The organism is Ensifer sp. Root142 (genome assembly GCF_001426785.1).
GTDB lineage: Bacteria > Pseudomonadota > Alphaproteobacteria > Rhizobiales > Rhizobiaceae > Ensifer > Ensifer canadensis.
Window position 1 is genome coordinate 39366 of record NZ_LMFK01000022.1, and the last position, 14152, is coordinate 53517.

Consider the following 14152-nt stretch of genomic DNA (forward strand, 5'->3'; position numbering starts at 1 on the left):
GGTCCCGAATTGGGTCGGTCGCGGCCTGAGGAAAGCCCTCGGCGGGTGAACGGGGCAACGCGATATGACTGCGATGGAGTTCCTCCCGGTTCTTGTCATGGTCGCCGGAGTTGTTCTGGTGGCGGGGGCGACGCTGTTTGTCTCTTCGCTGCTGCGTCCGTCCAATCCTTATCCCGCGAAGAACATGCCCTACGAATGCGGCATGGACCCGGCAGGCGAGGCTGCCGGAGGCCGCTTCCGGGTGCAGTTCTTTGTTCTCGCAATCCTGTTGGTCGTCTTCGATGTCGAAACGATGTTCCTCTTTCCCTGGGCCGTCGTGCTGAAAGACATCGGACTGGTCGGCTATGTCGAGATGTTCGTCTTCATAGTGCTGCTTCTTGTGGGCTTCGCCTACGCCTGGCTGAAGGGAGCGCTGGAATGGGAGGCGTAAACAATGCGATCCGCGACAGCGTGCTGTTCACCACCGCCGAGAGCGTTATCAACTGGAGCCGAAAATCGGCGCTGTGGCCCGAGACCTTCGGTATTGCCTGCTGCGCCATCGAGATGATTTCGGCGGGTTGCGCCCGCTATGATCTCGACCGGTTCGGCGTGGTGTTCCGGCCATCACCGCGCCAGTCCGACGTGATGATTATCGCCGGTACCATAACCCGGAAATTCGCGCCCGTCGTACGCCGGCTCTATGATCAGATGCCGGAACCACGCTGGGTTATCGCAATGGGCACCTGCGCAATCTCGGGCGGGGTCTACAACACCTACGCCGTGGTGCAGGGAGCGGAGACCTTCGTGCCAGTGGACGTGCATGTTCCCGGCTGCCCGCCACGGCCCGAGGCGCTGATGCATGGCATCCTCCTGCTTCAGGAGAAGATCAAGAAATCCCGAGCGCTGGCCGGGACGCCTCTGGACCGGATCGCGGTGCCATGAGCGTGGAGACACCCCTCGATCTCATCCTGATCAAGGAGCGCTTCGGCAACGCGATCGACGATCTTGGCTTCGCGCATGGCGTTCACGCCTTGGCCGCTCCGCCCGACATGATCGTCGAGCTTTGCCGGTTTCTGAAGGAACACCCGGCGCTGCGGTTCAATTTCCTGTCGGACATTTGCGGCGTCGATCATTACCCCGAGTTGCCGCGCTACGAGGCCGTGTACCACCTCTATTCGCTGCCGAACAAATGGCGCGTACGCATCAAATGCCGCCTCGACGATCCGCCGCGGGTCCCGTCGGTGACGGGCGTCTGGCGGACCGCCAATTGGCATGAGCGCGAAGCCTGGGACATGTACGGGATAAGGTTCGAGGGCCACCCCGACTTGCGGCGGATCTACATGTGGGAAGGGTTCGAGGGCTTCCCTCAGCGCAAAGACTTTCCGCTCCGGGGCTACAAGGACGAGCTGAACCCGTTTGGCGCCGAAGGCCCGCCGCCGACACAGCCCGACCTCGCGACCAAGGACATTCCATAAGGGGGGCCGCTCCACGTCGGGAATTTGAGATGACCGAAGTCACGGAACTGAGCAGGCCGGAAGGCGAGGCGCTCGACACCAAGGAGGTGCTCCTCAATCTCGGCCCACAACATCCCAGCACGCATGGGGTGCTGCGGCTCGTCCTTGAGCTGGACGGCGAATATGTCGCTCGCGTGGACCCGCATATCGGCTACCTCCATCGCGGCACGGAAAAACTGGCCGAGAGCTTCACCTACACCCAGATTTTTCCGCTGACCGATCGGCTCGACTACGTCTGCCCACCGTCAAACAACCTGGCATTCGCGCTCGCGGTGGAGAAGCTCCTGGGCATCAAAGCGCCGATCCGCGCGCAGTATATCCGCGTGCTGATGGCCGAACTGGCGCGGATCTCCGGTCATCTCCTGATCACCGGCGCGCTGCCGCTGGATCTGGGGGCAATGACCGCGTTGCTCTACGCCATGCGCGAGCGCGAAATGATCATGGACTTGCTGGAGATGATCAGCGGCGCGCGGATGCACACCTCCTTCTGCCGGGTCGGCGGTGTGCGCGAGGACCTGCCCGACGGTTTTTTCCCCAAGATCAGGGAGTTCTGCGACATCTTCCCGAACCGGATCCGCGACTATGAACGGCTGATCGAGAACAACCGGGTGTTCCTGAAGCGAACGCAGGGAATCGGCGTGATCACCGCCGAAGACGGCATCGATTTGGGCCTGAGCGGCCCCAACCTGCGCGCCTCCGGCGTCGACTGGGACATCCGCCGCGACGAGCCTTACGAGATCTACGATCGTCTCGACTTCAACGTCATCACCCGCGAAGAGGGCGATTGTTACGCGCGCTGGCAATGTCGGGTAGAGGAGATGCGCGAGAGTATGCGCATCATCGAACAATGCCTCGAGCAGATGCCCGAGGGGCCGTTCCAGATCGACATGCCGACGATCGCTTTCCCGGTGGACAAGGACAAGGTGCATTGCTCGATGGAGGCCCTGATCCAGCACTTCGACCTGTCGGCGTATGGCTTCAAGGTGCCGAAGGGCGAGGTCTATTCGGCGATCGAGGCGCCAAAGGGCGAACTCGGGTTTTACATCATCAGCGACGGCTCGGAAAAACCGTTCCGCATGAAGGTGCGGGCACCGTCGTTCGTCAACCTCCAGGGCCTGTTCGGGACGAGCAATGCGCATTACCTGGCCGACATGATCGCCGTTCTGGGCAGCCTCGACCCGGTGATGGCCGAGGTGGACAAGTAACGGGAGATTTGGACGCGATGAACATGCGCGAAAAGATCGAAGTGGCGGCGGCGCGCTATCCGAACCAGCGCTCGGCGATCATGCCCGCGCTTCTGATCGCGCAAAAGGAGCATGGCCATCTGCCGGGCCCCGTGTTGGAAGAGGTCGCCGACATCCTCGGCGTCGAGCGGATCTGGGTTTACGAGCTGGCGACGTTCTACACGCTCTTCCGCACCGAGCCGGTGGGGATGTTCCACTTGCAACTCTGCGACAATGTCTCCTGCATGCTGCGTGGATCCGAGGAATTGCTGAGGCACCTGGAAGCGGTGCTGGGGATCAAAAAGGACGGCACGACCCTGGATGGGCTATTCACGCTCTCGACCGTCGAATGCCTCGGTGCTTGCGAGATGGCCCCGGTGATGCAGGTCGGCGACGACTATTGCGGCGGCCTCGACATTGCGCGGATCGACGCGCTGTTGGAACGGCTGCGGGCGATGGCGGGGCAGGCGATCGGCGCCGATCCCGCCGCCACAGCACCGCCGGGAGAGTAGTGTCATGATGGAACCCGTCCTTCTCAGGAATGTGGGCGTGCCGGACGGCCATCAGCTCGCGACCTACGAGGCCGGCGGTGGCTACCAAGCGCTGTCGAAGGCGCTTCGCGAACACACGCCCGACGAGATCATCGATCTTGTCAAAGAATCCAACCTGCGTGGTCGCGGCGGGGCCGGATTCCCAACCGGAATGAAATGGAGCTTCGTTCCGAAGCGCGTCGGCAAGCCGAAATACCTGTGCTGCAACGCTGATGAGGGCGAGCCGGGCACCTTCAAGGACCGGATCATCATGGAGCGCGATCCGCACCAGTTGATCGAGGGGATGGCCATCGGCGCCTACGCGATCGGAGCTGAAACCGCCTATGTCTACATCCGCGGGGAATACGCGCTGGCGATCCGGCGGCTCGAGGAGGCGCTCGCCGAGGCGCATGCGAAGGGATATCTGGGAAAACGCATTCTCGGCTCGGATTTCAATTTCGCCGTGCATATCCATTGCGGTGCCGGTGCCTATATCTGCGGCGAGGAGACAGCGATGCTCGACTCGCTTGAAGGCAAGCGGGCGCAGCCGCGCTTGAAACCGCCGTTTCCGGCGGTCGAAGGCCTCTACGCCAGCCCGACCGTCATCAACAACGTCGAAACATTGGCCTGCGTTCCGCATATCGTGGCGCGAGGGCCGAACTGGTTCCGCAGCATCGGTCCGGACAAAAGTCCCGGTCCGAAGCTCTACTGCCTCAGTGGCCAGGTGCGGAAACCGGGCCTTTACGAGCTGCCGATGGGCATACCACTGCGCGAACTGGTCGAGGACCGCGCCGGCGGGCCGCTGCCTGGACGCAAGATCAAGGCGGTGATCCCAGGCGGCGTCTCGGCGCCAGTGATCCCGGAGCATGGGCTCGACGTTGGGATGGATTTCGACTCGCTGGCGGCTGCCGGCTCAATGCTCGGTTCGGCCGGGGTCATCGTAATCGACGACTCGACCTGCATGGTCAAGGTCGCCACCCGCATCATCGAATTCTTCCACCATGAGTCCTGTGGCAAGTGCACCCCGTGCCGCGAAGGGCTCAACTGGGTTGTAAAAGTGCTACGCCGGGTCGAGGCGGGGCAGGGGGCGCCGGGCGACCTCGAACAACTGCAGGCACTCTGCAAGGGCATTTTCGGCAACACGTTCTGTGCTCTGGGCGATGGTGCGGCCATGGGGCTGCGGGCGGCGCTGACGCATTTCGAGCATGAATTCGTCGCCCATATCGAAGCGGGCAGGTGCCCGTTTCACTGAGGAGCGCAAATAGAAGGCCGCAGGAAGGCAATGGTTAGCATCACGATAGACGAACAAACACTGGAAGTGGAGGCAGGCTCGACCGTGCTGCAGGCCGCCGAGCGTTTGGGCATCGACATCCCGACCTTCTGCTACCTGAAGCGGCTGCCGGCGCTGGCCTCCTGCCGCATGTGCCTGGTGGAGATCGAAGGGCAGCGGCGGCTGCAACCCGCATGCGCGACCGCGGTCACAGACGGCATGGTGGTGCGGGCAAACACGCCGCTGATCGAGGAAACACGCTCTTCCATGCTCGACATGCTGCTCGCCAACCATCCCCTCGATTGCCCGATCTGCGACAAGGGCGGCGAATGCGAGCTTCAGGACCTGGTGATGGCGTACGGCCCCCGCGAAAGCCAGTTCCGTGATGCCAAACGTGTGTTTCACTCCAAGGACATCCGCCTCAGCCCGGTCATCATCATGAACGTCAACCGCTGTATCCAGTGCCAGCGTTGTGTCCGGATGTGCGAGGAAGTGGTCGGCGCCGTCGCCTTGGGCACGGTTGAAAAAGGCATGGATACCGCCGTGACCGGCTTCGAGGGCAGCCTCGCGAGTTGCGACCAATGCGGCAATTGCGTCGAGGTCTGTCCGGTCGGTGCGCTGATGAGCTTTCCCTATCGCTACAAGGCGCGGCCCTGGGATCTGGCCGAGACCGACACGATCTGCCCGCATTGCGGCACTGGCTGCCAGCTGACCGTCGGCACGCGCAAGGGCGAGTTCATGCGGGTCCGCTCGAAGCAGGAGCATGGGGTCAACCGCGAAACCCTTTGCGTGCGGGGGCGCTTCGGCCTCGATTTCGTCGGGAGCCGGGACCGGATCAAACGGCCGATGGTCCGTCGTGATGGCGCCCTCGTCCCGGTTTCCTGGGAAGAAGCGGGGAACTATCTGCAGCGGCGGTTCTCGGCCGTCGAGGGAAAGGTCGCGGGCGGGCTGGCCTCGCCGCGCCTTCCCAACGAGGTTCTTTACCAGTTCCAGAAAGTGATGCGCACGGTGTTCCGCACCAACAACATAGACTGCGGGTCGCGTTGGGCCACACCTTCCGATGCGCTTGGCCCATTGCTGGCGAGTTTCTACACACGGGCGCCATTGCAGGACGTGATCGGCAACGACTCCGTGCTTGTTGTCGGTGGCAACGTGACCGAGGAAAACCCGGTCACCGAATATCTGTTGCGCGACTGCGCGCGGCGACGGCAGACCGACTTGCTTATGCTCTCGGCGCGGCCATCCCGTCTGGACGCCGATGCCCGGGCGGTCATTCGCGTTCCTCCCGGCGGTGAGGCGGCCGGCCTTGCCGCGGTCGTGGACGGTCTCGTTGCGGCGGCCGGTCAGGCCGTGCCGGGCGAAGTTCCCGCGGATATCGGCACACCAACCGGCAGGCTGGGCGCAACCGATGGTGACGGGGCGGACCGCCTCGCTGCTGCGCTGCTGGACAGTGGCAGCGTCACCGTTCTGGTCAGCGTCGACCTCCTGAGATCAACGCTTGCGCGCGCAGCATTACAACAGATCAACAAGCTGCTGCGGCTCCTCCGTGCCCTTGGCAAGGACCTGGCGATGCAATTCCTGTTCGACCGTGCCAACCAGCTGGGCGCCTGGGACATGGGGGTTCTGCCGGCAGCGCTACCAGGACTGCGTGCCGTCACCGATGCTGCTGCGCGCGCAACTCTCGAACGGGCCTGGGGCACCGCGATCCCGCCTGAGCCAGGCGCAGATTTCGGGGCCATGCTTGAGATCTGCGATGGCGGGCGGATGGGCGCGCTCTATATCGTTGGAAGCGACCCAGTGATGAGCTACCCCGACCGGAAACGCGTGACGCGGGCGCTTGGCGCCGCTGACCTGCTGATCGTACAGGACGCATTCCTCACAGATACGGTGGGGCTTGCCGATGTGGTGCTGCCCGCAGCGAGTTACGGCGAAGAATCCGGTACCTTCACCAGCAATGAGGGCCGGACCCAGAAAGTCTGCAAGTTCCGCGAAGCCGCCTTCGAGACGCGGGGCAATCTGGCGATCCTCGACTTCGTCGCGGCGCTTCGAAATCAGCAGTTGCGGTCGTCAACGCAAGCCGAAATCTTCGACGAGATGACCCAACTGGTACCGGCCTATCAGGGGCTGACGCTGAACGGGCTTGGCATTGACGGAGCATTTACCCGATCGGTGCCGACACCGCCGGCTGATGAGTTCCTCGCGCCGCCGCCTGCCATTCCGAATGCCGGCGACCGGCTCATGCTGATTACCGGCAACTGCCTGTTCCACAACGGATATCTTTCTGAACGCTCCGCGATCCTGAATACGGTTGCTGCCGAGCCATATGTCGAGATGAGCGAGCGCGATGCGGCGCAACTTGGTGTTGCGGATGGCGATCACGTGGTCGTGCGATCCACCCAGGGCGAACTGACAGCGCAGCTCAAGATCAACAGGCACTTTCCCAGCGGGCTCGTGTTCGTGCCGGAAAATTACCGAGACCTGCGTCTCAACAGCCTGATGCGGCAGGGCGAATACCCTTGTCCGGTGGAGGTTGAAAAGGTGCGCGCCGCCTTCGATTCGGCGGCGGGAGCCGGGGCAGCAACTGAAAATCCCGGCCGAGGCATTGCCGAGCTTCCGGGCAGTCCACCCTAATTCCCGCTCCCCGGTTTGCGCCCTCAGTGATAGGCGGTGCCGGCAATGTAGTCGTGCAGTGCCTGTTCATTGCGCAGCGCTTCTTCGAGCCGGTGCTTGACTACGTCGCCGATGCTCACCACGCCGGCAGGCGCGCCTCCGTCCATGACCAACACATGGCGCGTGCGCCAATTGGTCATGATGGCCATCACATAGGGCAGCAAATCCTCTGTTGAGCACGTCGCCACATTGCGGTTCATGATGTCGGCGACCCGCATAGTGGGCGCCCCGGTTCCGTATTCAGCCACTGCATAGCAGCAGTCCCGCTCTGACACTGTGCCCAGGCATTCCCCGGGAGAACGGCTGACGACTACGAAGCCGATATTGTTCGCCCGAAACAGCCGCAGGACTTCTTCCATCGTCTGATCCGGCGTAACCGAGATGAGGTTGGGAGACTTGGTTTTCAAAATTTGGCAGATATGCATCTGAGCCTCCTGTCTACGCGTTCCGGCTTGGCGGCGGACGCGCGTTCACGTTCGCCGGATATTCCGCCACCAGTTGTACCCCTGCAGTTCGCTCGTCTCGACCAGAACGTCCCCGTCGGTGTTCAGGTGCGCCGCGACCACACCGCCGCCGGTCATCGCTTTGCCCGGCTTGGCAAGCAGATCGTCACGCCCGATCACCAGGTCGGGCGAGGAAAAACTCGAGAATTCGTATTGCTGGCCAAGCGCGATCGCGTCCGCTGGGCAAGCGTCCTCGCACAACCCGCAGAATAGGCATCGGGCCGTGTCGATCTCAAATTTTGCTGGCCGACGGTTGCCCTTCTCGTCTTCGTAGGGAACGACTTCGATGCAGTAGCAGGGACAGATCCGCGCGCAGAGTTCACAGGCCACGCATTTAATCTCGCCCTGGTCGTCGCGCTTCAGGAAATGGTGCCCGCGGTAACGCGCATAAGGCAACCATTTTTCCTTGTCCGGATACTGCATGGTCACGGATTTGGAGAACATGTAGCCGAATGTCAGAGCCAAAGCGTTCGCTAGATCGGCGAAGAACACCCAGCCGATCCAAGTTCCAACTCTGTTTCCTGCGTGCGACATCGCCGCCCCGCTACGGAGCCGCTGCGGCTCCCAAAAGAACACCGGTTATAATTATGTTCGCCATCGAAAGAGGAAGCAAGACTTTCCATCCGATCGCCATCAACTGGTCGTAGCGATAGCGTGGGAAAGTGAAGCGGAACCATATGAATACATAGATGAAGAAGGCGACCTTGAGCGCAAACCAGAGAAGCGGCGGCAAGGGAAGCAGCACGCCGTTCCAACCGCCGAAGAACAGGATCACCACCAGCACCGACACCAGCAACACAATGGCGTATTCGCTGACCATGAAGAATGCAAAGCGGATGCCGCTGTACTCGGTGTGGAACCCGGCCCCCAAATCGCCTTCCGCTTCCGCCAAGTCGAAGGGAATGCGCTGCGCTTCGGCCAGGCCGGCGACGAAGAACACGAAGAAACCGACGGGTTGGTAGACGATGTTCCAGACATCGGCTTGCGCCCGGACGATCTCGAGCAGGCTCATGGATTGCGCCAGCATGACCACGCCGATGACCGCGAACCCCATCGGGATCTCGTAGCTGATCATCTGCGCGCAGGTCCTGAGGCTGCCCAGGACAGCATATTTGCTGTTGGCGGCCCAGCCGCCGAAGATGACGCCGTAGACCTCGATCCCGATCACCGCGAAAACGAAAAGCAGCCCCACATTTATATTGGAGACGTAGAGCGTAATTTCGGTGCCGAGAACCGAGACGGTTTCGCCGAAGGGGATCGCGACGAACACCACGAAGGGTGGGGCAAGCGCCAGGATCGGCGCCAGTTTGAAGAGGAAGCGATCGGCCTCGGCCGGGATATGATCCTCTTTGGTTAGCAGCTTGATACCGTCCGCCAGCGGCTGTAGCAGCCCGTGCCAACCCACGCGCATTGGCCCCATACGCTGCTGGATGTGACCCGCGACCTTGCGCTCCACCCAGGTCAGCGGCAAGGGCAGCAGTAGCAGGATCGCAATTAGAAATGCGACCTTGAAGACGATCAGGCCAAGAGCGACGATAAGTTCCATGATCGGCGGCTACTTATTCATCGGGTTGAAACGACGCCCGGACGTTGGCTCCAGCTATACGTTGAATGCCAGTATTACGGTACAGCGGTGATGCATTACTTGCAAAGCGAAAATCATTTCCGCATCTATTGCGCGTTTGGCGCAAACGACTTCATTCAAAACTTGAACTCAGCTGATTCTTATAAGTCTCAGCGCAAGCATGCCCACGCGACCAAATCGCGAGGCCGCCATTGCCGTGGGCGAACCTTTCGTTGTCGATCTCAGGGCTTGCACAGTGTCCAGTCGCCCGGCTCAAAACGAGCGTGGGGCCGGATCCAGGAGCTTCACGCTTCCGCCCGTAACTTGATGGATTGCGCAGGTCCGCCGCACGGTGCCGTTCTTTTCGAAGCGGAATGCCGCCGCTGCGCCGATGAAGCCGTTCGGAGAACGGATGTTCTCCTGGTTGATGGCGTCTTCACCCTGGGTACGGACGAGACCGGCTGCAAGCGCAATGATGTCGAAGCCATAGGCCGCGTCGGGGCTGGCAGCACGCTCGTAGCGGTCGAGATAGCGCGACGTCATCCGCGAACCGTTCTCCGGACCGAAGAGACAGAGATGACTTCCGGAAAGCTCTGGGCGCCTGTAGGCGGCAGCGCTCCAGCCGGAGCTTCCAACGACCATCGCGTTTGGTTTCAGATAACCGTTGGCCTTGAGTTGCGACAACGCGCCGACGTCGGAGTCTCCAGCACCGACCAGGATCACTGCATCGACGTCCTTCAGCTTGGCCTTGGTGGCCGCGTCGGCGGAAAACGCGGTCCCTCCTGTCAAAGCAACGAGGATCGGCTTGATGCCATAGCCGGCAAGCTCGCGCTCGAGCCTTTGCCGCTCGGCGGCAGAGACATCGCTCGGCAAAAGCACGACAAACCGCTTATGGCCGGAAGCCACCGCGTATGACGCGCCCTCGACGGCGCTGTCGATGCGGTCGGATACGAAGGCGAAGGTGCCTGTCGGCCGCTCGGCGCCGTTGTCGCGTAACACCAGCAGTGGGGCCCGGGCATTGCCGAGGCCCTGGCGGACGGTGCTGACAGGCACATCGGCGACGGATACGGCAACGAGCGCGACGTTTTGGCTGGCGAGCCGTTTCGCCGCGTCCTGGGTCTGCTGTGGTGAGCCGTCGGTATTCTCGACCAGTAGCGAGAGCTGGCCACCGCCAACCTCATCCACGGCGAGCGACGCGCCATCCCGGATGTCACGTTCGCGCACCGTTTCTCCGGTCGGCGACATGAGGGCCGTGATGAGGGCGATCCGGGTCGCGCCGCTGCCGAAGGTTTCCTGCGGTTTCGCCGCATGTTCTGCCGCGCGCCGGGCATGCATCGCCTGCGGTGATTCCACGTCGAGCACGTCTTGAGGGGTGGGGGTGCCCTGGCAGCCGGCAAGCACCCCGAGCGCGAACATGCAAAGGGTTAGCCATTGCCGACGAGGCGACACACACGTTGCTGATGAAATGACAGCGCGAGACATTGACGATCAAACCGCCTGTTTCAGTTCATGAAGCGACGCATTTTGGCGTGGAAGCAATCGCACTTGGTGAGATAGTCCTCGTCGCGCCAATTGGCTCGAAGGTAACCGTAGGCCTTGCCACAAGCGACCTTGGTTTCGGACGCCCAAACGAAAGCGGGGCGCGTCGAGAAAATCCAGCGCGGATCGTCGGCAACAGCGATCGCCTCGTCCATGCGCGACACGACCTCCTTCGTCAACGTGGCGACGTTCTCCTCGACTGTCAGCGAGGATTGGCTAAGCTCGGTGCACTGTCTGGCAACCGGCGCATAGTCGACGATGAGATCGGCCGCGAACCCTGAAAAGGGCATTAGAGCGACAATCGCGCCCGCCAGCATGCTTCTGATCATGAAAAAGATTCCCCCTGGAAACTGCGGTTCCCGGATGATTGCCGAGAACCGCGGAACTGTCGAGATCGACTTTGCGTTTAAGGAACGTCTTGTGTCTTCGGCGCACCGTTTTCGTTGAACAGGACCTTCACCACCTCGGTTGACACCTGGAAATCTTCCAGTACGGCGACCGTGTGCCAACCCGAAGCATTGCCTGCACTGCCGTCCGTGTCGACCTGCAGGTTGGCACTCTGGCCATCCTGAACGACCTGGACAAAATTGCCGTCGAGGTTCGTTCCCGATGGTAGGTTGCCCAGCAGGTCGGACAGGTCGACGGTGTCGCCCTCGCCGTAGTAGTAGTCGGTTATGACGTCGTCGATACTAAGCTGCACGGAGTCGGAGCCAATCACGAAGGTATCGCCGCCGGCGCCGCCAGTCATGGTGTCTGAACCGGTGCCACCACGTATCGTATCTAAGCCTCCGCCGCCATAGAGTTGGTCGTTGGAGGTGCTGCCGGTGATACTGTCATTGAAGTCCGAGCCGATCAGACCCTCGATATTCCTGCAAATGTCGGTTCCTAGGCCCGCACTCGTTAGGTTCATGGTCGTGTTGCTGCTGCTTTGCACGAGTGTAAGGGTCAGGCCCCCTGTAGCATCAGACAAGTCGAGCAGATCGGTGCCAGCGCCGCCATCGATCGTATCGTTGCCCGCACCGCCCTTCAGTGTGTCGTGGCCGCCGCCGCCGCTGAGCACGTCGTTTCCGCCACGGCCGATGATGGTGTCGTCGAGAGCCCCGCCTGTCAGGTTGTCGTTGCCCGAGGTGCCGTAGATGAGGTTTTCCTTGGCATTGTCGCCTACCACTACGATGCCAGCGTCGCCGGGGTCGTTGTAGTAAAACTCAAACTTGGCGAACCGCGCCTGGAAGTTGCCCCCCGTGCTGTCGAAGTAACTCACTGTCCATTGATCGTTCGCGTGGGCAGGATTGAGTGCAAGGAAATCCGCCAGGGTCGTTGCCGTCGGAACGCCGGAGCTATTGAGTAGATAGATACTCGAATAGTTTGCGGTCGCCGCCATGCTGCCGGTTGCCGAGTCGAAAGACCAACTCTGCTCGAATTTCGCGGTCGTTGTGTCGGCTTCGACTACGACGAACTTGTTAGTGCCGATCCACAGTTCGACCTGCAGCTCCCTCTCGCGCGCGGTTCCGGCACTGTTCCCATTAAATCCGTCAGGATTCTGCTCAGTCGTCGGTATCGGCGAGTCGAAGGGGGCCCGTTGAAAATCAGTCAGAACTCGGATCGTCGAACCAGACAGATTTGCATTGATGCCGTCGGCCACACCTTGAGACAACACGAGTTGCGAGGTGAAGGTGTTCCCCGAGTTCAATGGGCCGCTGCCGTCACCGACGGTCACGTCGGTGGCTGGAAGTCGGTTCGGTGGCACCTCGTTGATCGACACGGAATAGGTCGTCGTTGCGGTCCCGTCGCTCGCCGCCAAATTCAAGATGTTGGTGACGGTGTCGTTTGCCGTAGAAGTTGGCCTGTAGACGAGATCATCAAGCAGATTGACGCCCGCTGCGGAGTTGTAGAGCACCGTGCTGCTTGTGACGGCGACATAGCTGCTGCCGTTGAAGTAATAGACGCCAGCAGGGGCGTTGGTCGCGGTGACGGTTACATTTTCACCATCGACATCCGTCGGCACGGACACCTGCAGCGGATAGCCGTTGGTAAATCCGGGCGTCTGCTGAGCAGGGTCACTCGGCAGCCATACGCTTGTGCTGGCGACCACCGGTGCGTCGTTGGCCCCGTTGATGGTGATCGTCACTGTCTCGGTGTCGGCCGCGCCTTTGTCGTCGGTAACGGCGACATTGTAGGAGAACGTGATCGTTTCGCCGCTGTCGAGGAACTGCACCAGCGCATTCGAGACGTTGTAGTTCCAGGCAGAACCGGAGGTCGTGAAATTACTCGTCAGCTCGGCGATCTGGGCCGCGCTCAGGACTGTCGAAAGATTGCCAGCTGACCACACGGGTGCTCCGACAAGCGTATTCGTCACCGTATGCGTGTCGCCGATGTCCACGTCCGTATAGTTCAAGCTGCCGCTATCGCTGAGCTTTCCGGCAACAACGCTTACGTCTTCCGTTACGGAACCGGCACCATCGGCAGTGAGAATAGGTGCATCGTTGGTGCCGTTGATGGTGATCGTCACSGTCTCGGTGTCGATCGCGCCCTTGTCGTCGGTGACGGTGACGACAAAGCTCTCGGTGCGGGTCTCGCCTTCGGCCAGGCTGTTGGCCACCGCATCATTGAGCGTGTAGGTCCAGACCCCGGCCGCGGTGATCGCGAAGCCGCCGAAGGTGCCGCCGGCACTGCCGCTCCAGGTCGCCGTCGCGCCGGTGTCGACATCGCTCGATACCATCGTGCCCGTCGCCGTCAGCGGACCGGTCACCGGTGTCGTGTCGTCGGTTGCAAGACCCGTCTCGGTCACCGAACCGGTGATCGTCGAGGCCGCACCGATACCCCGGCCGCGGTGATCGCGAAGCCGCCGAARGTGCCGCCGGCACTGCCGCTCCAGGTCGCCGTCGCGCCGGTGTCGACGTCGCTCGATACCATCGTGCCCGTCGCCGTCAGCGGACCGGTCACCGGTGTCGTGTCGTCGGTTGCAAGACCCGTCTCGGTCACCGAACCGGTGATCGTCGAGGCCGCACCGATTACCGGTGCATCGTTGGTGCCGTTGATGGTGATCGTCACSGTCTCGGTGTCGATCGCGCCCTTGTCGTCGGTRACGGTGACGACAAAGCTCTCGGTGCGGGTCTCGCCYTCGGCCAGGCTGTTGGCCACCGCATCATTGAGCGTGTAGGTCCAGACCCCGGCCGCGGTGATCGCGAAGCCGCCGAARGTGCCGCCGGCACTGCCGCTCCAGGTCGCCGTCGCGCCGGTGTCGACRTCGCTCGATACCATCGTGCCCGTCGCCGTCAGCGGACCGGTCACCGGTGTCGTGTCGTCGGTTGCAAGACCCGTCTCGGTCACCGAACCGGTGATCGTCGAGGCCGCACCGAT

Annotated in this window: 14 protein-coding genes; 7 read left to right on the forward strand and 7 right to left on the reverse strand. The window is 61.9% G+C overall.

All coding sequences use genetic code 11. From position 1 onward, the window contains the following. Positions 1 to 64 precede the first annotated feature (64 nt). The 7 genes from ASD52_RS20965 to nuoG are packed head-to-tail and all read left to right on the forward strand — an operon-like array spanning position 65 to position 7147. Positions 65 to 430 carry an NADH-quinone oxidoreductase subunit A gene (locus tag ASD52_RS20965; RefSeq protein ID WP_025431449.1) on the forward strand — a complete coding sequence of 122 codons (366 nt, stop codon included), beginning with the start codon at positions 65 to 67 and terminating at the stop codon, positions 428 to 430. Further along, positions 418 to 921 carry an NADH-quinone oxidoreductase subunit B gene (locus ASD52_RS20970; protein WP_025431448.1) on the forward strand — a complete coding sequence of 168 codons (504 nt, stop codon included), beginning with the start codon at positions 418 to 420 and terminating at the stop codon, positions 919 to 921. The genes ASD52_RS20965 and ASD52_RS20970 overlap by 13 nt, the downstream gene beginning before the upstream one ends. Further along, complete coding sequence (locus tag ASD52_RS20975) at positions 918 to 1454, forward strand: NADH-quinone oxidoreductase subunit C (RefSeq protein WP_057221312.1); 537 nt, start codon at positions 918 to 920, stop codon at positions 1452 to 1454. Before ASD52_RS20970 ends, ASD52_RS20975 begins: the two co-directional genes overlap by 4 nt. A 29-nt stretch (positions 1455 to 1483) precedes the next feature. Further along, complete coding sequence (gene nuoD / locus ASD52_RS20980; RefSeq protein WP_057217308.1) at positions 1484 to 2698, forward strand: NADH dehydrogenase (quinone) subunit D; 1215 nt, start codon at positions 1484 to 1486, stop codon at positions 2696 to 2698. A gap of 17 nt (positions 2699 to 2715) precedes the next feature. After that, entirely contained in the window at positions 2716 to 3228 is a 513-nt protein-coding gene (gene nuoE / locus ASD52_RS20985) for an NADH-quinone oxidoreductase subunit NuoE (RefSeq protein WP_057217306.1), read from the forward strand. Positions 3229 to 3232: 4 nt separating this feature from the next. Next, a complete protein-coding gene (gene nuoF / locus ASD52_RS20990) occupies positions 3233 to 4498 on the forward strand; it encodes an NADH-quinone oxidoreductase subunit NuoF (protein ID WP_057221313.1) in 1266 nt (421 codons plus the stop codon). 30 nt (positions 4499 to 4528) lie between these two features. Then, entirely contained in the window at positions 4529 to 7147 is a 2619-nt protein-coding gene (nuoG, locus tag ASD52_RS20995) for an NADH-quinone oxidoreductase subunit NuoG (protein ID WP_057225450.1), read from the forward strand. Between the two features lie 23 nt (positions 7148 to 7170). Here nuoG and ASD52_RS21000 read toward each other — a convergent pair whose 3' ends face one another. The 7 genes from ASD52_RS21000 to ASD52_RS21030 form a co-directional block, all read right to left on the reverse strand. Then, complete coding sequence (locus ASD52_RS21000; protein ID WP_057221315.1) at positions 7171 to 7611, reverse strand: CBS domain-containing protein; 441 nt, start codon at positions 7609 to 7611, stop codon at positions 7171 to 7173. A gap of 45 nt (positions 7612 to 7656) precedes the next feature. Then, on the reverse strand, positions 7657 to 8223 hold the full coding sequence (locus ASD52_RS21005) for an NADH-quinone oxidoreductase subunit I (protein ID WP_057221316.1): 567 nt from the start codon (positions 8221 to 8223) through the stop codon (positions 7657 to 7659). 10 nt (positions 8224 to 8233) lie between these two features. Then, entirely contained in the window at positions 8234 to 9235 is a 1002-nt protein-coding gene (nuoH, locus tag ASD52_RS21010) for an NADH-quinone oxidoreductase subunit NuoH (RefSeq protein WP_057225452.1), read from the reverse strand. A 291-nt stretch (positions 9236 to 9526) separates the two neighbouring features. Next, positions 9527 to 10669, reverse strand: coding sequence for an ABC transporter substrate-binding protein (locus tag ASD52_RS21015; protein ID WP_057221318.1), 1143 nt, complete (start codon positions 10667 to 10669; stop codon positions 9527 to 9529). Positions 10670 to 10755: 86 nt separating this feature from the next. Continuing rightward, positions 10756 to 11121 carry a hypothetical protein gene (locus tag ASD52_RS21020; protein ID WP_057221319.1) on the reverse strand — a complete coding sequence of 122 codons (366 nt, stop codon included), beginning with the start codon at positions 11119 to 11121 and terminating at the stop codon, positions 10756 to 10758. 77 nt (positions 11122 to 11198) lie between these two features. Next, positions 11199 to 13541 (reverse strand): VCBS domain-containing protein, encoded by a 2343-nt coding sequence (locus tag ASD52_RS21025; RefSeq protein WP_156613007.1) that lies wholly within the window; start codon positions 13539 to 13541, stop codon positions 11199 to 11201. Positions 13542 to 13576: 35 nt separating this feature from the next. Then, the coding region (locus ASD52_RS21030; RefSeq protein ID WP_057225455.1) for a VCBS domain-containing protein at positions 13577 to 14152 on the reverse strand (576 nt) is incomplete at its 5' end.

What these genes read in the sequence shown, in the direction of transcription:
- ASD52_RS20965 (WP_025431449.1), top strand. Translation starts at nt 65, where the DNA reads ATGACTGCGATGGAGTTCCTCCCGGTTCTTGTCATGGTCGCCGGAGTT.
- ASD52_RS20970 (WP_025431448.1), top strand. Translation starts at nt 418, where the DNA reads ATGGGAGGCGTAAACAATGCGATCCGCGACAGCGTGCTGTTCACCACC.
- ASD52_RS20975 (WP_057221312.1), top strand. Translation starts at nt 918, where the DNA reads ATGAGCGTGGAGACACCCCTCGATCTCATCCTGATCAAGGAGCGCTTC.
- nuoD (WP_057217308.1), top strand. Translation starts at nt 1,484, where the DNA reads ATGACCGAAGTCACGGAACTGAGCAGGCCGGAAGGCGAGGCGCTCGAC.
- nuoE (WP_057217306.1), top strand. Translation starts at nt 2,716, where the DNA reads ATGAACATGCGCGAAAAGATCGAAGTGGCGGCGGCGCGCTATCCGAAC.
- nuoF (WP_057221313.1), top strand. Translation starts at nt 3,233, where the DNA reads ATGATGGAACCCGTCCTTCTCAGGAATGTGGGCGTGCCGGACGGCCAT.
- nuoG (WP_057225450.1), top strand. Translation starts at nt 4,529, where the DNA reads ATGGTTAGCATCACGATAGACGAACAAACACTGGAAGTGGAGGCAGGC.
- ASD52_RS21000 (WP_057221315.1), bottom strand. Translation starts at nt 7,611, where the DNA reads ATGCATATCTGCCAAATTTTGAAAACCAAGTCTCCCAACCTCATCTCG.
- ASD52_RS21005 (WP_057221316.1), bottom strand. Translation starts at nt 8,223, where the DNA reads ATGTCGCACGCAGGAAACAGAGTTGGAACTTGGATCGGCTGGGTGTTC.
- nuoH (WP_057225452.1), bottom strand. Translation starts at nt 9,235, where the DNA reads ATGGAACTTATCGTCGCTCTTGGCCTGATCGTCTTCAAGGTCGCATTT.
- ASD52_RS21015 (WP_057221318.1), bottom strand. Translation starts at nt 10,669, where the DNA reads ATGTTCGCGCTCGGGGTGCTTGCCGGCTGCCAGGGCACCCCCACCCCT.
- ASD52_RS21020 (WP_057221319.1), bottom strand. Translation starts at nt 11,121, where the DNA reads ATGATCAGAAGCATGCTGGCGGGCGCGATTGTCGCTCTAATGCCCTTT.